Genomic DNA, 26,839 nt, shown 5'->3' with positions numbered 1-26,839 from the left:
TATACAATGTGTCAAAAGCATAGAAACAGAATCGCTACACACATCAATGAGACACAGGAAGGGAGCGTGGATGCATGACTTATCATGGATCTGTATTGAAAAAAAGTGGGGCTTTGTTACTGGCGGGAGCTGTTGTTGCCACAACATGGGGAGGAACGGTACCTTCGGCATCAGCCGCAACGGCAACGCCCACGAGTAAAACAACAGTTGCTGCGGTATCCACAGGCAAAGCGCCTGCTACTCCGGCAGCATTTGTTCAAGCTATGGAAGAAGCGGCTACACTTGCAGGTGTCCCTTTTACCATGGACAAGCTCTCTGGCACAACCGTTCAACGTAAAGATGCTGCGGTGGCCTTGCAACAATGGCTCAAGCTGGATTCGACTTCCGAATCATTCAAGGATGTCACGGATGAAGCCACTTTCGCAGGTGCTGTTGGTGCATTGAACACTGCGGGATTGATGAAAGGTTATACAGAATCCCTCTTCCTTCCAAACGCTGTACTTACGGAGAATGACCTCTCCATATTGAAAGATCGCATTTATAACTACATAAAACCGTTTGTGCTGGAGGAAGCAACCATCATGGATCTCCAGGCCGCAATGACGCAAGGAAAACTGACATCTAAAGAGCTGGTTCAGAAATATCTGGATCGCATTGAAAAATACGATGATCAAGGTGTAAGCATCAACGCCGTATTAACCCTGAACCCGGATGCGCTCCAAATTGCGGAGCAATTGGATGAAGAACGTGTAGCTCAAGGTGCTCGCGGACCTCTGCATGGCGTTCCGATTCTGGTGAAAGACAATTTTGATACCAATGACATGCCGACAACCGCAGGCTGTATCTGTCTGAAAGATTCCATTCCAGCGCATGATGCTGAACAAGTGAAGAAACTCAAAGCAGCTGGCGCCATTATTTTGGGCAAAACGAACCTGCATGAATTTGCATTCGGCATCACGACATCCAGCTCATTGGGTGGACAAACACTGAACCCTTACGCCCTGGACCACTATCCAGGTGGCTCAAGCGGTGGAACAGGTGCAGCCATTGCATCTAACTTTGCTGCAGCCGGCATGGGTACAGACACTGGCGGTTCGATCCGTATCCCATCCAGCTTTAACAGCCTTGTGGGTATCCGTCCAACCATTGGGCTGTCCAGCCGTGAAGGCATTATCCCATTGGCTTTGACACAGGATGTAGGTGGCCCTATGGCTCGTACGGTTAGTGACGCTGCAATCATGTTGGATGCTACAGCCGGATATGATCAAAAAGATGTCGCTACAGCTTACGCGGTTGGAAAAATCCCTTCCAGCTATACAGACTTCTTGGATGTAAACGGACTGAAAGGTGCACGCATCGGTGTGGCCACAGAACTCATCCCAAGTACCAAAGCTGAAGAAAAAGCCGTTGCTGACGTGATCAACACAGCTGTAGAAGAACTGAAGTCATTGGGCGCTAAGGCAGTTCCAATTTCTATCCCGAACTTGACTGAGATCAACAAATACCCAAGTCTCAGTGGATATGAATTCAAGTTCCAACTGAATGACTATCTGGACTCATTGGGTGCAGATGCTCCATATCACAGTCTGTCCGAGATCATCGCTTCCGGAGAGTTCGACAAATCTCAGGAGCAATCCATGAAGACTCGGGATGCACGCCAAACATTGGAGACTACCGAATACAAGGACATCGTCCTGAAACGTACCCAAGTTACACGTGAGTCCCTGCTGAAAGTTATGGCAGACAATAACCTGGATGCCATCATCTATCCTACGTCCACACAAGCCGCTGGTGTCATTGGCGAAGGACAAAACTCCGGTGGCAACAACCGTCTGAGTCCATTCTCCGGCTTCCCGGCGATCACTGTACCTGCCGGTTTCACAACCGATGGTTTGCCAGTAGGTATGGAATTCCTGGGTCGTGCCTTTGATGAAGGTACCTTGATCAAGTTGGCTTATAGCTACGAACAAGGAACTCATCACCGCCAAGCTCCTAAGCTTACGCCGTAAAATGTTTATGGGATTAAGCAATTCCGGTTAACACAAAGAAATAAAATGCATTCATATCATTTTCTTAAATCGAGTTAATCACTAAAGAAACCACCCTCTTCATGACTGCATGAAGTTTGGGTGGTCTCTTTTATTTTCTCTATTTATCTTTGTGTTGTATACATTCGCATGTTATTCATTACTCAACCCTGTCCGGCACGCCCCATTTCAGCACCAAACCCGCATACGTCAGACCACCGCCAAAGCCAAAGAGAGCTACGCTCTGTCCTTCTTTCAACTTCCCTTCATCCACTGCAATCTGCAGCGCCAGCGGAATGGAAGCGGCAGATGTGTTCCCACGATACTCAACACTGGTTAAAGTACGTTCCAAGGGAACCGGTCCACGTTCGCAAACAGCCTCAATCATTCTCATGTTAGCACTGTGTGGGACAAACCAGTCAATCTGCTCAGGGCTTAATTCAGCTTTTGTTATAAGCTTACCTAGTTGCTCTGGAATCGTCCGTACAGCCCACTTATAGATCTCTCGGCCATTCTGAACTAAACAACCTTCGCCCTGTAAAGGCACACCATTCATCTCTGAAGACAAACCACTCTTATAGAGATGTACACCGCCATCTCCATTCGTACCTGATATGGCTGCCATAAAGTCACCTTCAGCACCCGCTGATCTTTCCACCAAGAAGGCTCCCGCTCCGTCACCAAACAACACACAAGTCGTGCGGTCTGTGTAATCCGTAATTTTGGATAATGTCTCTGCTCCAATAACCAATACTTTGCGGTACATTCCACTGGTCACCAGACTGTCCGCTAGCTGCAGCCCGTAGGTAAAACCTGCGCATGCAGCATTTAAATCCAGTACGCCCGTGTGTGGAATCTTAAGATTAGCCTGTACTCTGGATGCCGTACTTGGAAAAGCATATTCAGGTGTACTTGTAGCCACAAGGATCATATCCACATCTTCAATACTTACTTGGTAACGGCGCATCATGTCTTCCACAGCCTTCGTAGCCAGGTCAGATACAAACTGATCTTCAGCTGCAATTCTCCGTTCTCTCATACCTGTACGCTGTACAATCCATTCGTCACTTGTCTCGACCAATTTCTCCAGATCAGCATTCGTTAATATTCGATCCGGTACATACGTCCCCATTGCCGTGATGGTTGCCTTTGATTGATGATTCATACCGGTAGTCACCTCATTTGTTTTTTTATTATTATAGCACTAAGTCTTATAGCACTAAGTCTTAGTACTTGGTACTAATTTTAAAAAAATATTTATTATGTTTCTTTCGTGAGTTGTTTATTGTAAGTAATCTCTTCATCCTATTACCCATTCTAATAGAGACTATAGCGAGCATTTTTGATGAAGAATTGTGGACATCATCTGATTAACATGAAGAATGTCTTAAGTAAATGCGTTTTCTATAGACAGCTCATTCCAACAAGAGGAAAATAAACAGATTGCCATACATTACTATAGAATAGAGATGAACTATACCCATGAAAAAAGAATTAAATATCCTTGCCATTTCCGGAAGTCTGCGCAATCAATCCTCTAATACGTTACTAATGCACGCCATGATTAAGCTGGCTACGCCTAACCTTAAGTTTGAAGTATATGACGGATTAAATGATCTGCCACATTTTAACCCTGACCTCGATGTCGAGGAGGGCCCTGTACCCGTGCAGAATTGGAGAGAGCTATTGGAGCATTCGGACGGAGTTCTTATCTGCACGCCAGAGTATGGAAATGGAGTTCCTGGTGCCTTAAAAAATGCATTAGATTGGATTGTATCTTCTGGAGAATGGCTCAATAAACCCACCATTGCCATCGCTGCTTCCCCAAGCCCCATGGGAGGTGACAAAGCCCTTGCTTCCTTGTTGCTTACACTAAACATGATTAATGCACAAGTATTACAAAAGGGCTGCTTAAGCATTCCTCATATTACATTGAAAATGAACAAACAAGGCGTCATCATTGATTCGGAAACCCAGCATGCATTGCAGAACTCCCTTACAATCCTTGGGGAGGCTTGCAACCAAATAAAAATCTAGACAGATGTTGTACTTAAATCGATGACAGAGAAATGATCCTTTTAAAGTTATTTAGCATTCTCATAAATATTGAAATAAAAAAACAGCCTTGGTTATTTACCAGGGCTGTTAAGGTTTATATAAGCATTTAGAAAAAATAAAAAAGACACACTCGATATCATCAAGTGTGCCTTCCTATTGCTTGGCGGCGTCCTACTCTCCCAGGACCCTGCGGTCCAAGTACCATCGGCGCTAGAGGGCTTAACGGTCGTGTTCGGGATGGGTACGTGTGGAACCCCTCCGCCATCGCCACCAAACGCGTAGCTTACATTTCAGAGTGTTGTTCTCTGAAAACTAGATTCGAAACGAAACACGCGAGTTATCACTTGCTAATTGGATAAGCCCTCGACCGATTAGTACTGGTCAGCTCCATGCATTGCTGCACTTCCACCCCCAGCCTATCTACCTCGTCGTCTTCAAGGGGTCTTACATACTGGGAAATCTCATCTTGAGGGGGGCTTCACGCTTAGATGCTTTCAGCGTTTATCCCGTCCGTACATAGCTACCCAGCGGTGCTCCTGGCGGAACAACTGGTACACCAGCGGTACGTCCATCCCGGTCCTCTCGTACTAAGGACAGCTCCTCTCAAATTTCCTACGCCCACGACAGATAGGGACCGAACTGTCTCACGACGTTCTGAACCCAGCTCGCGTACCGCTTTAATGGGCGAACAGCCCAACCCTTGGGACCTACTTCAGCCCCAGGATGCGATGAGCCGACATCGAGGTGCCAAACCTCCCCGTCGATGTGGACTCTTGGGGGAGATAAGCCTGTTATCCCCAGGGTAGCTTTTATCCGTTGAGCGATGGCCCTTCCATGCGGTACCACCGGATCACTAAGCCCGACTTTCGTCCCTGCTCGACTTGTAGGTCTCGCAGTCAAGCTCCCTTATGCCTTTGCACTCTTCGAATGATTTCCAACCATTCTGAGGGAACCTTTGGGCGCCTCCGTTACTCTTTAGGAGGCGACCGCCCCAGTCAAACTGCCCACCTGACACTGTCCCCGCACCGGATTACGGTACCAGGTTAGAACCTAGATACGATCAGGGTGGTATCCCAACGTTGCCTCCATGGAAGCTTGCGCTCCCACTTCAAAGGCTCCCACCTATCCTGTACAGATCGTACCCAAATTCAATATCAAGCTGCAGTAAAGCTCCATGGGGTCTTTCCGTCTTGTCGCGGGTAACCTGCATCTTCACAGGTATTAAAATTTCACCGGATCTCTCGTTGAGACAGCGCCCAAGTCGTTACGCCATTCGTGCGGGTCAGAATTTACCTGACAAGGAATTTCGCTACCTTAGGACCGTTATAGTTACGGCCGCCGTTTACTGGGGCTTCGGTTCACAGCTTCGGATTGCTCCTAACCACTCCCCTTAACCTTCCAGCACCGGGCAGGCGTCAGCCCGTATACTTCGCCTTACGGCTTCGCACAGACCTGTGTTTTTGCTAAACAGTCGCTTGGGCCTTTTCACTGCGGCCCCCTCGTGCTATTCACACTACCGGGGCACCCCTTCTCCCGAAGTTACGGGGTCATTTTGCCGAGTTCCTTAACGAGAGTTCTTCCGCGCGCCTTAGAATACTCTTCTCGCCTACCTGTGTCGGTTTGCGGTACGGGCACCATCACCTGGCTAGAGGCTTTTCTTGGCAGTGTGAGATCATGACCTTCGCTACTGTAATTTTCACTCCCCATCACAGCTCAGCCTTAATGATGTGCGGATTTGCCTACACATCAGCCTTACTGCTTGGACAGACATCCATCAGTCTGCGTCACTACCCTACTGCGTCCCCCCATTGCTCATAACGGCTTACGGTGGTACAGGAATTTCGACCTGTTGTCCTTCGACTACGCCTTTCGGCCTCGCCTTAGGTCCCGACTTACCCTGAGCGGACGAGCCTTCCTCAGGAACCCTTAGGCTTTCGGCGGATCAGATTCTCACTGATCTTTTCGTTACTCATACCGGCATTCTCACTTGTATAATGTCCAGCGCTCCTTACGGTACACCTTCAACCCTTATACAACGCTCCCCTACCCCTGATGCAAAGCATCAAGCCATAGCTTCGGTGGTGTGTTTAGCCCCGTTACATTTTCGGCGCAGAGTCACTCGACCAGTGAGCTATTACGCACTCTTTCAATGGTGGCTGCTTCTAAGCCAACATCCTGGTTGTCTGTGCAACTCCACATCCTTTCCCACTTAACACACACTTGGGGACCTTAGCTGATGGTCTGGGCTGTTTCCCTTTTGACAATGGATCTTAGCACTCACTGTCTGACTCCCGGAAGTAAGTCTATGGCATTCGGAGTTTGACTGAGCTTGGTAACCCTTGCGGGCCCCGCACCCAATCAGTGCTCTACCTCCACGACTCTGTTTTCCGAGGCTAGCCCTAAAGCTATTTCGGGGAGAACCAGCTATCTCCGAGTTCGATTGGAATTTCTCCGCTACCCCCACCTCATCCCCGCATTTTTCAACATGCGTGGGTTCGGGCCTCCAGTGCGTGTTACCGCACCTTCACCCTGGACAGGGGTAGATCACCCGGTTTCGGGTCTACGTCCACGTACTATGTCGCCCTATTCAGACTCGCTTTCGCTGCGGCTCCGGCTCTTCACCTTAACCTTGCACGGGAACGTAACTCGCCGGTTCATTCTACAAAAGGCACGCCATCACCCCTAAAACGGGCTCTGACTTTTTGTAAGCACACGGTTTCAGGTTCTATTTCACTCCCCTTCCGGGGTGCTTTTCACCTTTCCCTCACGGTACTGCTTCACTATCGGTCGCTAGGAAGTATTTAGCCTTGGCAGATGGTCCTGCCGGATTCATACGGGGTTTCACGTGCCCCGCACTACTCGGGATCCGTCTCGGAGGGAACAGACTTTCAACTACAGGGCTTTTACCTTCTTTGGCGGGCCTTTCCAGACCTCTTCGCTTAACCGGTTCCTTTGTAACTCCATGTGAGACGTCCCACAACCCCAAAGAGCAAGCTCTCTGGTTTGGGCTTCTCCGCGTTCGCTCGCCGCTACTGACGGAATCACTATTGTTTTCTCTTCCTCAGGGTACTTAGATGTTTCAGTTCCCCTGGTATGCCTCACACTAACCTATGTATTCAGTTAGGTGTAACTGGAAATTACCCCAGCTGGGTTTCCCCATTCGGACACCCCCGGATCAAAGCTTGCTTACAGCTCCCCGAGGCAGTTTCGTTGTTCGCCACGTCCTTCATCGGCTCCTAGCGCCTAGGCATCCTCCGTGTGCTCTTAGTAGCTTAACCAATTGCTCAATATGAGCAATAGCAATCTACCGTTTTTATTAAAACTTGTTTGCACAAGTTCAGCTAAAAAGGAATGTTCTAATTCGCGTTTGTTTCGTTTCGATATCTAGTTTTCAAAGAACAAGCTCCATGCAAAAGCAAGCTGTTTGAGAGTTTGAGCTCTCAAAACTGAGCAACGAGTGAGTGTTGTGCTCTTCATTTCATCCACACCGAAGTGACGGACCAAAATGAATCGCTGTTGCAGGTTCTAAGAACCTGCTTATTTGAATGTTTCCGTTACAGGAAACGATTCTCCATAGAAAGGAGGTGATCCAGCCGCACCTTCCGATACGGCTACCTTGTTACGACTTCACCCCAATCATCTATCCCACCTTCGGCGGCTGGCTCCTTGCGGTTACCCCACCGACTTCGGGTGTTATAAACTCTCGTGGTGTGACGGGCGGTGTGTACAAGACCCGGGAACGTATTCACCGCGGCATGCTGATCCGCGATTACTAGCAATTCCGACTTCATGCAGGCGAGTTGCAGCCTGCAATCCGAACTGAGACCGGCTTTGTTGGGATTGGCTCCATCTCGCGATTTCGCAGCCCGTTGTACCGGCCATTGTAGTACGTGTGTAGCCCAGGTCATAAGGGGCATGATGATTTGACGTCATCCCCACCTTCCTCCGGTTTGTCACCGGCAGTCTATCTAGAGTGCCCACCCGAAGTGCTGGCAACTAAATATAAGGGTTGCGCTCGTTGCGGGACTTAACCCAACATCTCACGACACGAGCTGACGACAACCATGCACCACCTGTCTTGAATGTTCCGAAGAAAAGGTACATCTCTGCACCGGTCATTCAGATGTCAAGACCTGGTAAGGTTCTTCGCGTTGCTTCGAATTAAACCACATACTCCACTGCTTGTGCGGGTCCCCGTCAATTCCTTTGAGTTTCAGTCTTGCGACCGTACTCCCCAGGCGGAGTGCTTAATGTGTTAACTTCGGCACCAAGGGTATCGAAACCCCTAACACCTAGCACTCATCGTTTACGGCGTGGACTACCAGGGTATCTAATCCTGTTTGCTCCCCACGCTTTCGCGCCTCAGCGTCAGTTACAGCCCAGAGAGTCGCCTTCGCCACTGGTGTTCCTCCACATATCTACGCATTTCACCGCTACACGTGGAATTCCACTCTCCTCTTCTGCACTCAAGTCACCCAGTTTCCAGTGCGATCCGGGGTTGAGCCCCGGGATTAAACACCAGACTTAAATGACCGCCTGCGCGCGCTTTACGCCCAATAATTCCGGACAACGCTTGCCCCCTACGTATTACCGCGGCTGCTGGCACGTAGTTAGCCGGGGCTTTCTTCTCAGGTACCGTCACCTTGAGAGCAGTTACTCTCCCAAGCGTTCTTCCCTGGCAACAGAGCTTTACGATCCGAAAACCTTCATCACTCACGCGGCATTGCTCCGTCAGGCTTTCGCCCATTGCGGAAGATTCCCTACTGCTGCCTCCCGTAGGAGTCTGGGCCGTGTCTCAGTCCCAGTGTGGCCGATCACCCTCTCAGGTCGGCTACGCATCGTCGCCTTGGTGAGCCGTTACCTCACCAACTAGCTAATGCGCCGCAGGCCCATCCCCAAGTGACAGATTGCTCCGTCTTTCCAGTTCTCTTCAGGCGAAGAAAACAACTATTCGGTATTAGCTACCGTTTCCGGTAGTTGTCCCAAACTTGAGGGCAGGTTGCCTACGTGTTACTCACCCGTCCGCCGCTAAGTATCAAGGAAGCAAGCTTCCTATCAACTCCGCTCGACTTGCATGTATTAGGCATGCCGCCAGCGTTCGTCCTGAGCCAGGATCAAACTCTCCAATAAAGATGAATTTCAGTAGCGCGGTTAAACGCGATGAAAGTCATCTCAGTATTTGAAAAGAGCGATAAGCTCATTTTGAATCTGACGAGATTAAAAATCTCTTTTTTTCTTCGAAATCATACAGCCCGAAGACTTGTACCAATTTCTCAGCGTCGATCTTGCAAGCAAGACCGTTACTCACTCGTTGTTCAGTTTTCAAAGATCAAACTTGTTTCGTTACCGATCGTTGTTCGCTCCAGCAACTCTTATATATTATCATGTCCGAACCAACTTTGCAAGCTCTTTTTTCAAGTTTCTTTCGAAGCTTATTTCATTCGCTTGCCGCACCGTGTATCTCGTGTTTTCTTGGCCGGAATTAGAATATACCATGTACAGATAAGGAACGCAAGTCTTTTTTTGAAAACATTAATTCTTATAAAATTAGTATTCTATATTCCTTTTAACAAGTATCTCCTTATAGCAGTCCAAATGATACATCAGCGTACTACCTTGAATGAATCGGAATAATTACTTACATTCGCAAAAGGTTTCCCGTATGATCCCTAATCCAATTATAGAGAAACTCATGTTGTACACAGTACAGACTCTTCGCGCTATAGAAACATATTAACCGATGATTTCATTGGATAAACAACCAAGAAATTATAATCATTATACTCATTCCTTCTATTATAGAAGGAAACCATTTTTGAAATTCATTTATCCCAAGAAAAGAATACAAAAAAAAGCGAAAGCTCAGGGTCTAATCCCGCGGCTTCCGCTTCTTTCATTTATAAGATAAGAAACTCATCTCAGATAATTCTTCGTTACACCTAACGTACCCTTACTCCCCACCAATAAATACGTATCGGCAGATTACGATGATCGCCAAGATCCACATGAGCCAGTGAATTTTCACTTTGCGCTCTGTCACCAAGTTACTGAACACCGCCAGAATCACATAAGATACAATACCTGCAGAGATTCCGTTCGCGATTCCGCCTGTGAAAGGCATCAATACAATCGTAAGGAACGCTGGGAAAGCTTGCAGGAAATCATCCCACTCAATGCTGCGCACTTGACTCATCATAAGCACACCCACGATGATCAATGCCGGAGCTGTCGCAGCGGATGGAACAACAAGCGCAAGCGGCGCGATAAACAGAGCCAAAATGAACAGCAAACCTGTCGTTACCGAAGTCAGTCCTGTACGTCCACCTGCCTCAACACCTGAAGCACTTTCAACGTATGCCGTAATGGTACTTGTACCCAGTGCAGCACCTGCGCTGACACCAACTGCATCGACGAGCATTGCTTTACCAATGGTTTTCTCGCCTTTTTTCTTATCCTTCATAATACCCATACGTGTTGCAGTACCTACCATCGTACCGAACGTGTCGAACAATTCAACGAAGGTAAAGATGAAGATGATCTCAAACAATCCCAAACTGATGGCACCTTTCAAATCCAGCTGTCCAACCGCCAGATCACTGAAGTTAGGCAACCAGCTTGCGCCTGAAAGACCACTCAGATTCGTAACGCCCATCGGAATACCAATCAGCGTTGTTGCTACGATCCCGATCAATAGAGCGCCTTTGATACGCATAACCATCAATATAGCAATAAGGAGCAAACCAATCAGTGCAAGCAATGCATCATGATGCGTTATAAAGTTACCCAATGATAGATTAAAACTGCTACCTGGAATCGGCTGACTCAGATCTGCGTCTGGTGCAACATTAACTGTTACAGCCACGAGATTAGCAAGTTTGAAACCGATAATGGTAATAAAGAGACCGATACCCACCGTAATGGCCATTTTGATCGACTGTGGAACTGCTACAAGCAGCATTTGCCGAATCTTCGTCACGGTTAAAATAATGAACACGATACCGGAAAGGAATACCGCTCCGAGAGCAGCCTGCCAAGTAATCGCTCCATTCGAGCTTAGAACGACAGTCATGAAGTACGCATTCAATCCCATACCTGGTGCGAGCGCGATCGGAATATTCACAAACAATCCCATAATAATAGTCATTAATCCGGCGCCGACGGCTGTTGCAAAGAATACTGCATTATCCGACATCCCCGCCCCGGCTTGACCCAAGAACAACGTATTCACAAAAAGAATGTAAGCCATTGTCATAAAGGTAGTGAGACCCGCAACAATCTCCGTTCTAACGTTTGTTCCGTTTTCTTTTAATTTAAAGAAACGATCCATAATTACTAACTCCCCCTTAGAGATGTTGAAGCCATATTGAAAAACGACAAATGACCCTGATGAAGATCCTTCACCCAGGGTTCAGCTGACAAGGAGAGGCACGATGCCTTCACTAAGAACAAAAAAAATTCTAATGTGCGTGATGTCCCGCAATCATGTAGAATTCATGTGCTTAGCCTTCTCCTCTTCGTAGCCAGATCATTAGGGTGATCTCGTAGAGACTCCCGAGCCAATTCTCGAGATTATACGAATTAGTATGCGCTATTTGTTTGTTTCCCATCACTATTTTAGGAGGGCAGTATGTTTTTGTCAATGAGAAAAACGAATATTAATCTCACCCTTTTATAATATCGTTCGTATTATTTAACAGATTGAACCAGTTCAGCGGTTTACAACCCAATTGAATACGCTTTTTTCGATGAGACTTCAAGGGGATATGTTCATTCTGTCAGACTGAGAGATCAGCAGTTCAACATAAAAAACTACCCTGATCAAAGGTCAAGAAGACCTCTGATCAGGGTAGTTTATGTTTCTGATGCGTTCTAGCAATCAGATGAGTCATGTTCTAGGAATAACGATGTCTGGTATTACGAAAGCATATAATGATTAGGTATATGGAGCAATTTGCGACATGCGCCGGAATTACTTTTTACCGGATCAGTCCTATGTTAATTAAATCTCTGTCTGCGGAGCATCCTGTATCTCTCGTTGTTCCTGATTTGTGTTCGTTGTTAAGTCAGAGGATAACTCATGGTTTCTGGACTCATCGGAAGAAGCATCCGCTGCCTCTAAGTTCACAAATGGAAAGTCCCCCGAACCGGAAGCCAGGTCTTGCACACCTGAACCGCATCCTGCCAGCATCACCATCAGAAACGCACTTCCTATGCCCATCTTCCATTTGCTCATATAGTCGGTTTTACGCATACATTCAATTCTCCCTTCAGTAGCCATATAGCTCTTAGTATGTACTTATTGTATAGGCTGGACCTGAAAGGATCATGAAGTGAGCTTTAAAATGGGATGAAATTCGAGATTTATAAAGAAAATATTATCCTAATATAAATTTAGTCATAATATACGCAATAAAAAAACTCCCTTCTATTTGCGAAACAACGCAGATAAAAGAGAGTCATTTTCACTCTATTGTTAAAGGTATATGCCTTATTCCCACTCGATCGTTGCAGGTGGTTTGGATGTTACGTCATAGACGATACGGTTTACGTTATCAACTTCGTTAACAATCCGTACGGAGATTTTCTCCAGCACATCCCAAGGGATACGTGCCCAGTCTGCAGTCATACCGTCGATGGATGTTACAGCACGGATACCTACAGTGTAGGAATACGTACGCGCATCACCCATAACGCCGACACTCTTCATGTTAGGCAGGGCTGTGAAGTACTGCCAGATTTCACGGTCGAGACCGGCTTTGGCAATCTCTTCACGCAGGATGTAGTCTGAATCACGAACAATTTTAAGTTTCTCTTCAGTAACTTCACCAAGAACACGGATCGCAAGACCCGGACCAGGGAACGGCTGACGGTGTACAATTTCGTCCGGCAGGCCACACTCGGTACCGACTTTACGTACTTCATCCTTGAACAGCGTGCTCAGTGGCTCGATCAGTTTGAAGTTCATGTCTTCAGGCAGACCGCCCACGTTGTGGTGGGATTTGATGGTCTGTGCAGTCGCTGTACCACTTTCCACGATGTCCGTGTACAGTGTACCTTGCGCCAGGAATGCAAAATCATCGAACTGCTTGGACTCTTCGTCAAATACGTAAATAAACTCGTTACCGATAATTTTACGTTTTTGTTCTGGATCATCCACGCCAGCCAGTTTGGACATAAAGCGCTCTTGTGCATCAATTTTGACAACTTTCATGTCGAATTTGCCGACAAACGTCTCCATTACACTTTCCGCTTCGCCTTTGCGCAGCAGACCGTGGTCGATAAACATACATGTCAGTTGATCACCAATGGCTTTGTGAAGCAATGCAGCTACAACGGAAGAATCTACACCGCCGCTAAGCGCACACAGTACTTTACTGTCGCCCACTTTTTCACGAATGTCTTTGATCGTGTCATCGATAAATGTCTCCATCGTCCAGTTGCCCTCGCAACCACAGATTTCGAACAGGAAGTTACGAATCATGTCGTTACCGCGAACAGAGTGACGTACCTCCGGATGGAACTGAACAGCATACAATTTACGCTCATCGTCGCTCATGGCAGCGATTGGCGCACTTTCCGTGCCTGCATCCAGTTTGAAACCTGGAGGAAGTGTAACCACGTGGTCACCGTGACTCATCCATACGGTATGTTCGCCTTCAATGCCTTTTGCCAGTGTAGATCCAGCAGCAAACTCAAGGTCTGCTTTACCGTACTCTCGCTTCTCGGAACGTTCTACTTTACCTTCAAGCTGTTGAGCCATAAGCTGCATTCCATAGCAAATACCGAAGATCGGCAAGCCTAGGTCATAGACAGCCGGATCCACGTGTGGAGCGTTCTCAGCGTATACGCTGGACGGACCACCCGAGAATACAATTCCTTTTGGTGCCATTTCTGCGATCTTTTCCGCCGGTGTATTATACGGCAAAAGCTCGCTGTAGACGCCAAGATCCCGGATTCTTCTGGCGATTAACTGGTTGTATTGGCCCCCAAAGTCAAGGACAACCACAATCTCATTCTGCTTATTCATAACCGTGCCTCCCTCAATTCAATGAAACTAATTATACGCAACGACAAAACATACCGTCAAGGAAAGGCGAAACTCCTTTTTTCGACATTTCAAAACAAGGGTTACCGAATGCCTTTAAATATGAAATTCCGAATAGAAAGCTTGGCAGCAAGATGCTGGTTCAAGTGTATGATCGTGGAAAGACGCCTCGTTCGCAGCGCAGCGCGAAAGGCGTCTTATGTATGGCATGCAGCGATGAACCAAACGCTGCGTTTAAAAACAGTGCGCCAGCAATGGCGATCTTCATCTGCCCGCAAGCTACCCACAAGTGGCCGAGCTCTATTGGAAAGCGATAGCGATTGTATGGCAGCTGCTTCGCATCTTTGGTGTAACGTTGTTAACACCCTTGTGTTACAACGCCTGCAAACGCCGGGCCAAACGAAGTGCCCGGCGCAGGAAGTCCAGACTGTCCGCACGCAGCGGACGGTCTGGCCCGTACAGCAGCCGTTCCCAGTCGGCTGCAAACCGCGCGATGTCCGCGCCGCCCGCGCCTGCGGCCAAAGCCGGTGACGCTGCATATTCACGCAGCGTCATACCCGGCGGCCGCGGGCCGTACCGGCGCGCGAGCGCGGCCCAGACCGGAGCGGCGGCACTCAGCAGCCGCTCGCGGTCGGGGAAGCTGCTGCGTGGCCACGCCAGCAGCAGCCTGATCCGCAGCGCGGGGCGTAGCCGCCGCATGCGGATCATAGCAGCGGCGCCCAGCAGGGCCGCTGCCACAAGGGCTGCCGCGAGCCATGGCTCCGCGGCAAGGGCCCGTGCGCGGGCGAGCAGCCATGCGCCCGCGTAAGCCACTCCGCCGTTAGTCATCGGCGGAGTCACTTCACCTGCCTGCGGCCCGGCGAGCGCTGCGACATCTTCGCCAACGCCTTGCGCCATGGTGAAGCCTGGCGTAGCCTCGAACGGCATCCAGCCTGCACCTGGAAAATACACCTCTACCCAGGAATGTGCATCTCCCTGGGAAATCATGTACTGACCGGGCATTTCCGGGTCAGCTACGCCCGGGCCAAAGCCTTTCACCCAACGTGCGGGGATGCCCTCTGCACGCAGCAGCACAATCATGGCTGTCGAGAAATGATTACAATACCCCTGCCGTGTGACGAATAGAAAATCGTCCACAAAATCTGTTCCTCGCGGTGGCATACGGGTATCTAACGTGTATTCCGCATGAGCAGCCAGATAAGTTTTCACGGCTTGCACAGCGTCATAACGCGTATCACTTCCTTGCATGATTTCTTTGGCGAGACTCTTCACTCGACCCGGGAGTGTCGCGGGCAATTGCAGATATGTCCTCCGAATAGAGGCCGGATCTTTCCCTTTATCCGTCTCCCCAAGCAGACGTAACTGTTCAGGCGATGCCACTGGAACCATGATGTCCGCTGTATAATGTTTAACCGTCTTATCATTCCCGGAGCCTGCGAGCCACAACGTTGCGGAATCTCGATTAGACAGCAAAGAAAGCATGTTCTCCTGATTATCCTTATTCTTATCCTGAAACGATACGTTAACCGGTATGCCCCCGGTAAAAAGTGGATTTGGTCCTTTCCACTCTCGCTGCATCGTGACGGTTTGACGAATGCGACTCCAAAAGGTTGGATTCTCCCATCCATCTGTTCGCAGCAATCCAGACGGACTCGCCGTTTCAAAGCTTTGACCAGGATCACTCCAAGTACTACCGTTATAATATGAACGGGTCTCTCCCCGCCAATACGTCACTTCCGGACTTTTCGCCGTAAAAAAGATGGAATTGCCCTGCACCAGAGGTGCTCCCATTGGCGCATCCGCTGTGCTATATCCCGTGACCGCTGTTGCAGCAGGGATACTACCTTGCTGCGTATAACCTGCCCAGCGGGCTAAGCGTTCACCCATCTGCTCCAGGGATATGCGTTCCGGTTGAGGTATGGAAGCGAACTGACCAGGTAATGCAGAGCAAAGTACCATGCCTGCGGAAGCCACAATGGTTACCACACTCCAACGGCCATAGGGACTGCCGCGATAACTCGGGGTAGTGACTCCTCCATTAAGACGAAGTAGCTGAAGCAGCGCCTGAATAAGAAAAATCCATAGGACAGACCGTATCACCGAAGCATACACATCCAGCCCAGCAAAGGATTCCAGCAGAAGCAAATAGAGAACCGTTGCACTGCCAAACAGCATAACGCTACGACGGTGCAATACAAGGGATTGTACCGAAGCCATGAGCATGCTCCAGCCGCACATCATGAACAAACCTCTCGTTTCTGTACTAATTGAATGAAATCGCCAGTTATTCATAAACGTGTCCATATCCGCTGAAAGTATTCCCGGGTAAGCAACCGCCCAACGGGCAGGATCACTTCCTCCGTACATCAGACATAGAGCAGCAAGTGCAATGACCAATCGGATCAGCGCTCCCGTGACCCAGCCTGTACGAATTAACCCCGCGAGCAGCAAAGCTCCCGTTAATCCCGCCATCACGGACAAGAACCGTTCACTGCCCTGCTGATTCGATGACGTAACAGGATATATCCATTCCAGAGACAGTATGAGTAAAATGGCCGAAATAAAAATTTTGTACAGGACAGGTACTGCAACATGACCTTCACCCTTTACATCGGTTACCATTGTCTGGTTCACAGCTTGATATACAAAATGAGCCGATTCTATATTGGCTTCTAAGGACTCCCTGTCTACCACAGTAGAATTCGGTCGATCGTTTCCATTATGCTCCCACATCCGTTACCTCCGCCTTTCCCATTGAAGATAACGCGCTCTCTGTGACCGAATGGATCGGCACCCCACTGTGACGAAGCTGCTCCAAACTCAAACTGTCATATCCCAATCCATTCATCGACCTATCGGTTGATCCTAACTGGATCGATTCAGTCAGCTGCACCTCTACGCGGTAACCCAACCCGATTACAGACATGATCCATTCTGCCAGAACCTGATCCAGCTTACCTGTGAGAACCACAATACGAGACCCGCTCGCCAATCTATCCAGCATCTCCGTGCGGAGCGAAATCGAGACCGATTCCGCCTTGGATATTCGTGCTCCCGCAAGCTTGTCCAGTCCATGATTCTCATCATTCGTATGGAATGGTCCCTGTTGCCTGTGATCTTGTGGGTCATAGCTCTTATTGCCACCTTCCATCCACAGATGATAAGGAATGTCATCCCGTTCAGCGGTATGAACCCAGCGGGCAGCTGCACGAACCACACGTTCAAAAGCAGGTGAATCCATGATCCCTGCCTGTTTCACGTCATAACCCGACGCGGCTTCATATACAAGGATGCCCAGCGAAGCTAAATCTGTGGTTTCGGGCAAAAAGGTCTGAAGTCGACCCGTTTTGGCTGTACTTTTCCAATGAACACGTCCCAGCGGATCCCCCTGCTGATATTCACGGAATTCAGGACTACGGTTTCCCTGACTGTTTCTTCGTTCAGACAGCGTCCCTTCGATCATCGCTGCGAATTCTACCGATTCTCCCTTCCCCCAAGCCGTTGCTTGAGGAACAACAATCAAGGGCGTGTCACCTGTGGTCTCTGCGGATAGCGTATTCCAGCCAAAAATATCTCCCCAGTACAATCTTCCGGTATCCCATCTATAGACTCCTCTGCGTAAACCAGAACATTCATATTGATAGGTAAATTGACGCCGTGTTCCCGGAAAAATCAATTTGCGATGAACACCTGCAGGTGTGTTCTCACACAGAACGATCCATAACAATGGAATACGGCATTCGAATTCCAGCTCGACCAGAACCCGCACCTGCTCGCCTGCCTCAATCCGGTTCGTGTGCATTTTCCGATGGATGTGAATACGCCGTGGTCTGAACCAATGGAGAAGCAGACCTCCTGTGAACATCAAGAAAGCCATAATGGATAGAAACAACGCCGCTCTGCCCCCATGCCACTGATACAAGGAAGCGAAAGCCACCACCAAGACAGCACTCAAAATCCGTTGTCCCAGAGCAGTCATTGCCTGCGTCCCCTTCCCTGTGATGCCATTTGTACAGGTACCGGGACCGATGACAACGCTTCTTCAATGACTTGTACTTGCCCCCAAATCTCCGCTCTGTTCTGGGCCTTTAATTGAATACGATGGGAAAGAACAGGCACAGCCACCTCTTTTACATCATCCGGAATGACATAGCTGCGTCCTTGAAGATAGGCAAATGATTGCGCAGCAGCCATCCAGGCCAATGTCCCACGTGGGCTGATGCCCAGTCTTACCGCCGGAAGGCTGCGAGAGGCCACAGCAACTGCCACCAGATACTGTTTAACGACCGGATCAACATGTACCTGTTTGACTTCACGCTGCATGGCTACGACCTCTTCAGCAAGCAGGACAGGGCGAAGCTCATCAAACTCTTCTCTACCTTGCATGCGGGTTAACAATTCCAGTTCCTGCTCTGGATCGGGATACCCCAGTCCAATCCTCATAATAAATCGATCCAGCTGCGCTTCAGGCAGACGGTACGTACCCTCGAACTGTAACGGGTTCTGTGTAGCCAGCAGAAAGAATGGGCGTGGCAAGGCATAGGTTGTGCCATCAACCGTAATACGTCGTTCCTCCATTGCCTCCAGCAGGGCAGACTGAGTACGGGGTGAAGCCCGATTTATTTCATCAGCCAGTACGATGTTGGACATGACGGGTCCGGGCCGAAACTTGAATTCAGCTGTATGCGGGTGATAGATTGAAGTGCCCGTAACATCTGCCGGCATCACATCGGACGTGAACTGTATCCGGCCCATGGAGCAATCCAGCGCAGAAGCAACAGCACGAACCAGCATCGTTTTCCCCGTACCCGGTACATCTTCGAGAAGTACATGACCTCCACTGAGCATTGCAGTGAGGACATAACGAATCTCTTGTTTTTTGCCAATAATCACACTTTCAACACGCTTCATGACCCTGTTTAGCAATTCAACTGCATGTTCATGTTCCATTCGAATATAAGACATTTCTCCTAATCTCCTTCCAACTACCAGCATTTCTGAGCCATAGTAATCTATGATTCAGTGTTGCCCGGAAGTAGAGAGAATAGTCCTGCAAGAATGACTTTCTTCAGATCATTTTATACTTATATATGAAGTTCATTGCCGAAATGGATATGGAAGATCCTGCCTTCACCGACCACTCTGCTTCATTACTGGTTAAGGAATTCACCCTTAATCCCATCTGCTCCAGCAACTCACGTAACGGAACCCAGATGGTCCCCCCCTTACTCTGTACTGCTCCCGTTTCAATTGCACCCGTCGTTGTCAGTGTTCCGCTCACACTGTCTGCATGAATCGTTCTTTCCTTCCATACAGCTGTGGCTGTCCTTGTTTCAGGGTCCCAGCGAGTGCTGCCCCCGAATTTTTTCATAAATGTACGCAAAGGCACCATGATTCTCTGACCTTCCATGCGAAACTCACCCGGTTGCAAGGTAGCCGCAGCCAACCCCACCTCTACCTTCAGCTTCTTGCTTGCAAGCCACAACGTCGCATTCGCTTCTACATGCTCTGCGATCCAGGCCTTTCCTGGTGCCTTGCGCGCCTTATACTTACCATCTGGATGTACACGGAATTGAACCGGTTGATCCGTACTCTTCATGGTGTCAAAACGATATCCGTGATCACGATAATATTTGATAATACCCGGAAGTGCTTTTACCGTTTCAGCATGTGCGCCTCCGTCATGCATCAGAACTATGACCGAACGTGCTCCCGCAGGTACTTTGGTCGAATTGCTGAGAATTTCTTTGGCAGGGACACCTTTGCGCTTGGAATCCCCACTGTCGACGTTCCAGTCCATGACCGTGTATCCACCCAGTTGGAGCAAATCAAAATAACTTTGGTCAAAATGTCCATAGGTACCGCCAGGTGCTCGCACCAGATCCGGACGGAAGCCGGTGATACGCTCCAGCACTGCCTCTGTCTGCTTGATCTGTTTCCAGAACACTTTGAAATCACTGTACAGCTGTTCATATTGATGATTGAACGTATGATTGCCCAGTGCATGTCCATCCTCCACAAGTGCCCGGATTAACTCGGGATAACGCTCTGCCTGCTCACCCAATACGAAAAATGTAGCCGTAACCTGCTCCTTGTGTAAAATATCCAATACTTCACGGGTATGGTTACCCGGTCCATCGTCAAAACTCAGATAGACTACCTTATCTTGATTATTCTTTTCTGCCGAGACAGGCTCATCTGAGCCAGAAGCAGAAGAGGCGTCAGCCGTGCCTGCATATACAGCAAATGCACATAACAATATAGCAATTCGCACTAGAATGACAGACCATTGTCCAGATAAAAACCTATGTATGGATGTTGCGGAGTTTTCCCCTTTTTCCTTGATGCTAAATTCCGGTCTCTGTACCATTTACGAATCGACCTCCACCGTCTCTAGTAATTTGCTGATAGACTTCAGCAGATTTGTTAGAATTATATGGAGGCTTCATTGAAAAAAGACGCGATTTTGTTTAATAATTTTTCACAATTTGGTATGGAGCGTGATTGATTCTTCGCCTAGGATTAGGTAGCATAATGGACAGGCAGAACGTGTACAAAACACCTTGGAGAGGAATCATGCTCCCACCCCGTCTTCAGGAGAGTGAAATCTATTGGAATTGCTTGAGAAGATCCAACATCTGTTTGGGTCCTACGGATACAGTGTCTTGTTTTTTGGCTTGTTGCTTGAATTCATCGCACTCCCCTTTCCGGGTGAAACAACGATGGCTTACGCAGGGTTTCTCTCCTATAAGGGACATCTGGACTTTGGAATCCTCACCATACTGGCTTTTCTGGGAACGACGATTGGCATGACAATCACTTATTTTATTGGAGCCAAAGCAGGTCTGCCCTTCATCACACGATACGGAAAATGGTTTCTGCTGAAGCAGGACAAGCTCGATAAAACGCAAAAGTGGTTTGCCAAGTATGGTAATGCCTTGATCTTCATCGGTTATTTCATTCCGGGAGTACGACATTTCACCGGATATTTCGCAGGCATAGCCGCTGTTCCTTTTCGTAAATTCGCTCTCTACGCTTACTCAGGCGCGTTGTTCTGGGTTGTGCTATTTCTGGGCATTGGCAAAATATTTGGCCCCCAGTGGAATGCCGTATTCCACCTGGCTCATCAATATGCAGCATACATCGTGGGAGGAATCGGCTTATTGCTCATCGCAGCCGTGCTTTACCGTTACCGCAAAGCATGGGCAGCGAGATCCGTATCCAAGCCCACCCCTGTTCGACAAAGACAAAAGTAAAATTTAAATGAACGTCTATCTATAAGTAAGGAGCCGCATGTCATCGCGGCTCCTTTTTTTGCGTTTATTCCAACGATGTAAGAACTAATCATTCTTTTAGGTATTTGTGATAATCCGAATTCATCCAGGTCATACTAACTTGCAAATATAGGGTGTATAGGGAGGTGAAGGTATGAGCGACGCAACGCAGGACCGTCAAGATCAGAGGCAGATCTCTCCGGATCTGAGCGAAAATACAGAATATTGCAAGCAGGTGATGGGGAACAGCAACGACTTGATGATGCGCCCTTTGCAGTGTCTGCATAAATGGCCTGCCGTCATGTTGTACATCGATGGGTTGGTGGACGTACATATCCTGAATCATTCCATCCTGGAATCCCTGTTAAAGACGCATGAACTTCCGGAATTCTTGGCAGATGATGAGCATCTAAGCTACCTCCAAAATGACATTCTGGCTGCGAGCAATGTAGTATTCGTGGATGACATGGAAGATGTGCTTAATGCTCTCCTATCAGGTTCCGCTATCCTGCTTATCGAAGGGTGTGTACGCGGGTTAAAAATTGACGCGGCTGGTTGGGAAGACCGTGCTGTTGGTGAGCCTATCTCACAAACCGTTGTGCGCGGTCCTATGGAAGGATTTAATGAAAATTTGCGTACGAATACTTCCTTAATTCGCAAAAGGATTCGTGACCCTCATCTCTGGATCGAAGAAAGGGAGATTGGCCGAGTCACCAAAACAAGAGTTGCCGTCTTATATCTGGAACATACCGTCGATCCGGGGGTCGTGAAGGAACTAAGGCGCAGGCTTGATGAGATTGATATTGACGGGATTCTGGAAGGCGGGTATATCGAAGAACTTGTACAAGACGAGACAGGCACGCTATTCCCCACCGTTTACAATAGTGAACGTCCAGATACGGTTTGTGCTGCCTTGCTTGAGGGCAGAGTAGCTATCATCGTAGACGGTACGCCTTTTGTACTGCTAGTTCCGGCATTGTTCGTGCATTTCTTCCAATCACCGGAGGATTATTATCAACGGGCCGATATCAGCACATTGATTCGTATGATTCGTTATCTGTCCTTTTTTATCGCTCTACTCGCTCCATCCTTCTATATTGCCATTACCACCTTTCACCAGGAAATGTTGCCCACCAATCTGCTCATTAGTCTGGCAGCTCAACGTGAAGGCGTTCCTTTTCCCGCATTCATTGAAGCCATACTCATGGAATTGACCTATGAAATTTTACGAGAAGCAGGTATACGTATCCCAAAAACAGTTGGTCAGGCCGTTTCCATTGTCGGAACGCTGGTCATTGGCCAAGCCGCCGTAGATGCAGGGGTTGTTTCGGCTGCCATGGTTATTATCGTTTCCATTACAGCGATATCCAGTTATGTCATACCAGAGAATGGATTGTCTATCTCTGTCCGAATTCTACGCTTTGTATTGATGATTCTGGCGGCAGCTTTTGGTTTCTACGGTATTCTAATTGTTCTGCTCATTACGGTTACACATCTGTGCAGCTTGCGTTCTTTTGGCGTATCGTATATGTCTCCCTTTGCACCTTTCATTCAGAAAGATCTGAAGGATACTCTGTTTCGTGTACCCTGGTCCCATATGAAAACCCGGCCACTCTCTACGGGTACTCCGAACAAAACCAGACAAGCCAACAAAAAAATGAAGCGTTAATTCGGTAAGGAGAACAACGTATGAACAAGTGCCTCCGATTGATTTTATGCATTGCATTCCTTTTCCCTCTCCTTACCGGATGTTGGGATCGTCAGGAACTCAATGAACTTGGCATTATGCTCGGTCTCGGTGTGGACAAGGATGGCGATTTGATTAAAGTGAGTGCTCAGGTCGTTGTGCCAAATGAGGTCTCCTCCAAAGCCGGGGGTGGAAAAGGTACTCCTGTTACGCAATATCAGGCGTCCGCCCCTACTTTGTTTGAAGCGATTCAGAAGCTGACCGAGACAAGTCCACGCCGCATATTCATGGCGCATATCCGCGTACTGGTATTTGGCGAAGAATATGCCCGCAAAGAGGGAATTTACGATGTTATGGAAGCATTAATGCGGGAACCTACCGTCCGGCCCGATTATTACGTCATGGTTGCTCGAAGTACAACAGCTTCCAAAGTACTGGACGTGCTTACCCCATTGGAAAATATTCCTGCGGAGAAGTTATTTAATTCTCTGGACGTATCCTCCAAAACCTGGTCTCCCACAACAACCGTAACCGGAGACCAATTAATCGAATATATGCTGACTCCCGGAATACAGCCCGTAATCACCGGTGTAGAGATTATTGGCAATTCAGAGAACAGCGGGAGCAAAGATAATATTGCCACAATCAAGTCTCCCGCCCGTCTGAATTCCACGGGATTAAGCATCTTCAGGAAGGACAAACTGATCGGCTGGTTAACGGAAGATGAATCCAAAGGATACAACTATATCCGTGACAATGTGGTGTCTACCATCAGTCACCTGCCTTGCCGAAAGGGAGGAAATGTGACTTTCAAGGCCCTCCGCACCAAGACTGAACGTAAAGCGAAGGTCGTTGACGACCAGCCTGTGATCCACATCAAAATCAAAAATGTGTCTTCCATTGGTGCAGTAGAGTGCGGAATCAAAATTGGTTCGATGGAAACCCTCAAAGAACTGGAAAAAGACAGTGAGGAACGGCTGATAGAACTGATGGAACAATCGGTGAATTCAGTGCGGCGAAAATTCCATGCCGACATTTTTGGATTTGGTCAGGAAGTATATCATGCTGATCCTAAATTTTTTAAGAAGATTGAGAATGACTGGGATAAATATTTCGAGAATCTGGATGTTAAGTATGAAGCCAATGTACAGATCAAACGTGTAGGTACACTGGATGATTCATTCAAGAATGATCTGAAGGAGTGAGGCCGGATGTTGATTACCATTACTGTCATTGTCATAGGAGGACTTGTAGGCATGGTAGATCTTCCGGGTCTCATCCGCCGCAAGGAATGGAGGGAAACAGCCGTGTACAGCGGTATGCTCGTCATTGCCACAGGGTTCAGTGTGATTGCAGCAAACCTGTGGGATTTTCCGAGTCCGCTCTATATCATCATGTGGATCTATGAACCTGTTAATCAATTCTTGGCACGTCTGACGGGAACCTAGAAAAAGGAGAGGACCATTATGCTTGAACAGGGGCGCCTTGGAACAAGACAATTGACCACTCTCACTTTTATGATGGTGGTTGGGGATATGATGCTGATCTACCCCTCAGTCATCACATCCTATGCCAAACAAGACTCCTGGATCTGTGCTTTTATAGGCGTTCCCCTGGGGATGGCACTGCTGGCCATGATCCTGAAGCTGTGCAGCGTGCATCCGGAAAAAAACTTGGTGCAGATGGCACGAAGTATTCTAGGGTTCTGGCCAGGTACTTTCTTTTCCTGCTTCTACCTGTTCTTTTTCATTATTGGTGCTTCCACGCATACGAGAGAAGTCGGCGATTTCATGACCACACAAATCTTTCAGTACACTCCGATCCGCATCATCATTCTGATGTTCGTCATTGTGATTGGCTGGGGAGTATCGCACGGATTAGAGGCGATGGGACGAAGTAGTGAGCTACTGATGCCTGTCGTTATTGTGTTTATTGTGGTCCTTGCTGTCTGCCTTCTTCCTCAGATAGATACCAGCAATTTGAAGCCAGTAAGTGATACGGGTGTCGTCTCCATCGCACAAGGTATTCTGGTCAGCATTATATATCCGATTGGTGAAGCCGTGCCCATCATGATGATTCTGCCCTACGTTGCCAAGCAAGCTCATCGAACACGGGACGTACTTATTGCAGCAGGCTTAGGCAGTTTGATATTGGCGACGCTTGTTACCATCTCCCTGCTGGTTTTGGGTGCCTTTCTTACGCAACATAACATATATGCTTCTTTTATTTTGTCCCAGAAAATCAGTATTGGGGGCTTTTTTGAACGTATTGAAGCCATTATGGCTTCTTCCTGGCTGATCTCAACGTACTTCAAAGCGATGATATATTTATATGCCTTTATTGTTGGTTGTGCTGAACTGTTCAAGCTTAAGCAGTATCGGATACTTGTACTTCCTGCGTCCATACTCGTTTTCGGATTAGCCAATCTGATCTCACCAAGCATAACCTTTATCGTGATCGCCATAGTTCCATATTGGGTAGATTGGGATACCACACTCGGGATCATTCTTCCGGGCTGTCTTCTGCTAATACAATTGCTCAAGTCGTCTTACAGAAAATCATCGGTTACTCAAAACAAATCCTCACAGGATTGATTTTTTTGGGGGAAGGAGTACGGGGTCTATGTTAATTAACGAAAAAATCACCATTAGGCAATTTACACTGCTCACCTTCCTCGTCATGGTTGGAGACATGATCCTACTCTATCCCTCAGTGGTTACCGCTTTAGGTAAACAGGATGCTTGGATCTGTTCTCTTATCGGTCAACCGATCGGCATATTTATCATGTGGGTGCTATACAAACTTCATCAGACACATCCTGAGCTATCCCTTATTGAAATCTGCCAAAAAATACTTGGCCGATGGGCAGGGTCTGTTTTATCAGCTGCGTATCTGTTCTATTTCGCCATAGGCGCTGCCATATGTATCCGTGAAGTCGGTGACTTTATGACCACACAGATCTATCTTCAGACCCCTATCCGGGTCATTCTGATTATCCTTATGTGCGCTCTGGTCTGGGGACTTATGCATGGCTTGCATACAATAGGAAGTAGCAGTGAACTGCTGACCCCCGTCGTTGTTGCCTTTATGATTTTATTGTTCCTGGGACTGATGCCCAAAGTGAACAGTTCACATCTACAGCCATACTTAAACACTCCTTGGCTTCATCTGATTCAGGCCATCATTAGGGGGGCGTTTACTTCTTGTGGTGAGTTAATCGTGATTAGCATGGTTCTTCCTTATGTGATGTCCGGACCTCATATCAAACGTGACATGTTACTCGCTACCTTATGTGGAGGGTTACTGTTAACCACACTATTGCTCATTTCGCTCATGATTTTTGGACCCTTTCTGACCCAGCATGACATCTATATCTCCTATACCCTGTCCCAGAAAATTAATATCGGTAACTTTTTTGAACGAATTGAGGCGTTCATGGCGACCGCTTGGTTAATTTCTACCTATTTTAAAAGCCTGCTGTACATGTTCTCTTTTGTCATTGGAACAGCTCAGCTATTTCGGTTAAAGGCATACAAACCTCTCGTCCTGCCATCAGCGATGTTATTATTCGCCTTAGCTGTCCTGATTTCTCCCAATGTCATCTTCTACACCAATACGATCATGCCCGCTTGGGTAGATTGGGATATCACTGTTGGTTTTATTATCCCACTGCTCCTTTTGCTTGTGCATCGGCTTCGCTCTGGCAAGAGCAATTCAACCAATCCTAAACGATTGCCCACCTAAAAAG

The 26,839-nt window shown here is 48.0% G+C and carries 16 protein-coding genes, 3 rRNA genes and 1 riboswitch; of the genes, 8 read left to right on the top strand and 11 right to left on the bottom strand.

Going from position 1 to position 26,839, the window contains the following annotated elements:
- The first annotated feature begins 74 nt into the window (after positions 1–74).
- Complete coding sequence (locus NYE45_RS03645; RefSeq protein WP_340015619.1) at positions 75–2,009, top strand: amidase family protein; 1,935 nt, start codon at positions 75–77, stop codon at positions 2,007–2,009.
- A gap of 178 nt (positions 2,010–2,187) precedes the next feature.
- Here the strand turns inward: NYE45_RS03645 and NYE45_RS03640 are convergent, their stop codons facing one another.
- Entirely contained in the window at positions 2,188–3,192 is a 1,005-nt protein-coding gene (locus NYE45_RS03640; protein ID WP_340015617.1) for a ketoacyl-ACP synthase III, read from the bottom strand.
- 317 nt (positions 3,193–3,509) lie between these two features.
- On the opposite strand from NYE45_RS03640, the gene NYE45_RS03635 reads away from it, so the two are divergent.
- Positions 3,510–4,064 carry an NADPH-dependent FMN reductase gene (locus NYE45_RS03635; RefSeq protein ID WP_340015616.1) on the top strand — a complete coding sequence of 185 codons (555 nt, stop codon included), beginning with the start codon at positions 3,510–3,512 and terminating at the stop codon, positions 4,062–4,064.
- A gap of 179 nt (positions 4,065–4,243) precedes the next feature.
- Here the strand turns inward: NYE45_RS03635 and rrf are convergent.
- The 10 genes from rrf to NYE45_RS03585 all read right to left on the bottom strand — a co-directional run bounded on the left by rrf (position 4,244) and on the right by NYE45_RS03585 (position 20,500).
- Positions 4,244–4,360: ribosomal RNA gene (rrf, locus tag NYE45_RS03630) — 5S ribosomal RNA — on the bottom strand.
- A gap of 76 nt (positions 4,361–4,436) precedes the next feature.
- Positions 4,437–7,363, bottom strand: a 23S ribosomal RNA gene (locus NYE45_RS03625).
- Between the two features lie 299 nt (positions 7,364–7,662).
- Positions 7,663–9,215: ribosomal RNA gene (locus tag NYE45_RS03620) — 16S ribosomal RNA — on the bottom strand.
- The 16S, 23S and 5S rRNA genes sit together here, the layout of an rRNA operon.
- An 820-nt stretch (positions 9,216–10,035) precedes the next feature.
- Entirely contained in the window at positions 10,036–11,412 is a 1,377-nt protein-coding gene (locus NYE45_RS03615; protein WP_062837576.1) for an NCS2 family permease, read from the bottom strand.
- A gap of 170 nt (positions 11,413–11,582) precedes the next feature.
- A riboswitch (purine riboswitch) is annotated at positions 11,583–11,682 on the bottom strand.
- Positions 11,683–12,084: 402 nt separating this feature from the next.
- Positions 12,085–12,336: a hypothetical protein gene (locus tag NYE45_RS03610; protein ID WP_340015615.1), complete on the bottom strand. Its 252-nt coding sequence runs from the start codon at positions 12,334–12,336 to the stop codon at positions 12,085–12,087.
- Between the two features lie 237 nt (positions 12,337–12,573).
- Complete coding sequence (gene guaA / locus NYE45_RS03605) at positions 12,574–14,112, bottom strand: glutamine-hydrolyzing GMP synthase (protein WP_253429998.1); 1,539 nt, start codon at positions 14,110–14,112, stop codon at positions 12,574–12,576.
- Positions 14,113–14,502: 390 nt separating this feature from the next.
- Entirely contained in the window at positions 14,503–16,863 is a 2,361-nt protein-coding gene (locus tag NYE45_RS03600) for a transglutaminase-like domain-containing protein (protein ID WP_340015612.1), read from the bottom strand.
- Positions 16,850–18,109 (bottom strand): DUF58 domain-containing protein, encoded by a 1,260-nt coding sequence (locus NYE45_RS03595; protein WP_340015611.1) that lies wholly within the window; start codon positions 18,107–18,109, stop codon positions 16,850–16,852. The genes NYE45_RS03600 and NYE45_RS03595 overlap by 14 nt, the downstream gene beginning before the upstream one ends.
- The gene (locus NYE45_RS03590; RefSeq protein WP_340015610.1) at positions 18,106–19,095 is read right to left on the bottom strand and encodes a MoxR family ATPase; all 990 of its coding nucleotides are present in this window, start codon (positions 19,093–19,095) and stop codon (positions 18,106–18,108) included. The genes NYE45_RS03595 and NYE45_RS03590 overlap by 4 nt, the downstream gene beginning before the upstream one ends.
- A gap of 103 nt (positions 19,096–19,198) precedes the next feature.
- Complete coding sequence (locus NYE45_RS03585; protein ID WP_340015609.1) at positions 19,199–20,500, bottom strand: polysaccharide deacetylase; 1,302 nt, start codon at positions 20,498–20,500, stop codon at positions 19,199–19,201.
- A gap of 241 nt (positions 20,501–20,741) precedes the next feature.
- On the opposite strand from NYE45_RS03585, the gene NYE45_RS03580 reads away from it, so the two are divergent.
- The 6 genes from NYE45_RS03580 to NYE45_RS03555 all read left to right on the top strand — a co-directional run bounded on the left by NYE45_RS03580 (position 20,742) and on the right by NYE45_RS03555 (position 26,835).
- Positions 20,742–21,386: a DedA family protein gene (locus NYE45_RS03580; RefSeq protein WP_264935438.1), complete on the top strand. Its 645-nt coding sequence runs from the start codon at positions 20,742–20,744 to the stop codon at positions 21,384–21,386.
- Positions 21,387–21,558: 172 nt separating this feature from the next.
- Positions 21,559–23,073 (top strand): spore germination protein, encoded by a 1,515-nt coding sequence (locus NYE45_RS03575; protein WP_340015607.1) that lies wholly within the window; start codon positions 21,559–21,561, stop codon positions 23,071–23,073.
- Between the two features lie 20 nt (positions 23,074–23,093).
- Entirely contained in the window at positions 23,094–24,296 is a 1,203-nt protein-coding gene (locus NYE45_RS03570; protein ID WP_340015605.1) for a Ger(x)C family spore germination protein, read from the top strand.
- A 6-nt stretch (positions 24,297–24,302) separates the two neighbouring features.
- Positions 24,303–24,539 (top strand): hypothetical protein, encoded by a 237-nt coding sequence (locus NYE45_RS03565; RefSeq protein ID WP_264935445.1) that lies wholly within the window; start codon positions 24,303–24,305, stop codon positions 24,537–24,539.
- 18 nt (positions 24,540–24,557) lie between these two features.
- Complete coding sequence (locus NYE45_RS03560; protein ID WP_340015604.1) at positions 24,558–25,685, top strand: endospore germination permease; 1,128 nt, start codon at positions 24,558–24,560, stop codon at positions 25,683–25,685.
- A gap of 28 nt (positions 25,686–25,713) precedes the next feature.
- Positions 25,714–26,835: an endospore germination permease gene (locus tag NYE45_RS03555; protein ID WP_340015603.1), complete on the top strand. Its 1,122-nt coding sequence runs from the start codon at positions 25,714–25,716 to the stop codon at positions 26,833–26,835.
- The last annotated feature ends 4 nt before the right edge of the window (positions 26,836–26,839 follow it).

Origin of the sequence: Paenibacillus sp. FSL K6-1318 (assembly GCF_037976905.1) — a bacterium.
GTDB lineage: Bacteria > Bacillota > Bacilli > Paenibacillales > Paenibacillaceae > Paenibacillus > Paenibacillus amylolyticus_A.
This window is presented reverse-complemented; position numbering and strand designations above follow the sequence as displayed.

Bases quoted from the DNA above. Each gene is read 5' to 3' on its own strand.
- NYE45_RS03645 (WP_340015619.1), top strand. From the start codon at position 75: ATGACTTATCATGGATCTGTATTGAAAAAAAGTGGGGCTTTGTTACTG.
- NYE45_RS03640 (WP_340015617.1), bottom strand. From the start codon at position 3,192: ATGAATCATCAATCAAAGGCAACCATCACGGCAATGGGGACGTATGTA.
- NYE45_RS03635 (WP_340015616.1), top strand. From the start codon at position 3,510: ATGAAAAAAGAATTAAATATCCTTGCCATTTCCGGAAGTCTGCGCAAT.
- NYE45_RS03615 (WP_062837576.1), bottom strand. From the start codon at position 11,412: ATGGATCGTTTCTTTAAATTAAAAGAAAACGGAACAAACGTTAGAACG.
- NYE45_RS03610 (WP_340015615.1), bottom strand. From the start codon at position 12,336: ATGCGTAAAACCGACTATATGAGCAAATGGAAGATGGGCATAGGAAGT.
- guaA (WP_253429998.1), bottom strand. From the start codon at position 14,112: ATGAATAAGCAGAATGAGATTGTGGTTGTCCTTGACTTTGGGGGCCAA.
- NYE45_RS03600 (WP_340015612.1), bottom strand. From the start codon at position 16,863: ATGTGGGAGCATAATGGAAACGATCGACCGAATTCTACTGTGGTAGAC.
- NYE45_RS03595 (WP_340015611.1), bottom strand. From the start codon at position 18,109: ATGACTGCTCTGGGACAACGGATTTTGAGTGCTGTCTTGGTGGTGGCT.
- NYE45_RS03590 (WP_340015610.1), bottom strand. From the start codon at position 19,095: ATGTCTTATATTCGAATGGAACATGAACATGCAGTTGAATTGCTAAAC.
- NYE45_RS03585 (WP_340015609.1), bottom strand. From the start codon at position 20,500: ATGGTACAGAGACCGGAATTTAGCATCAAGGAAAAAGGGGAAAACTCC.
- NYE45_RS03575 (WP_340015607.1), top strand. From the start codon at position 21,559: ATGAGCGACGCAACGCAGGACCGTCAAGATCAGAGGCAGATCTCTCCG.
- NYE45_RS03570 (WP_340015605.1), top strand. From the start codon at position 23,094: ATGAACAAGTGCCTCCGATTGATTTTATGCATTGCATTCCTTTTCCCT.
- NYE45_RS03565 (WP_264935445.1), top strand. From the start codon at position 24,303: ATGTTGATTACCATTACTGTCATTGTCATAGGAGGACTTGTAGGCATG.
- NYE45_RS03560 (WP_340015604.1), top strand. From the start codon at position 24,558: ATGCTTGAACAGGGGCGCCTTGGAACAAGACAATTGACCACTCTCACT.
- NYE45_RS03555 (WP_340015603.1), top strand. From the start codon at position 25,714: ATGTTAATTAACGAAAAAATCACCATTAGGCAATTTACACTGCTCACC.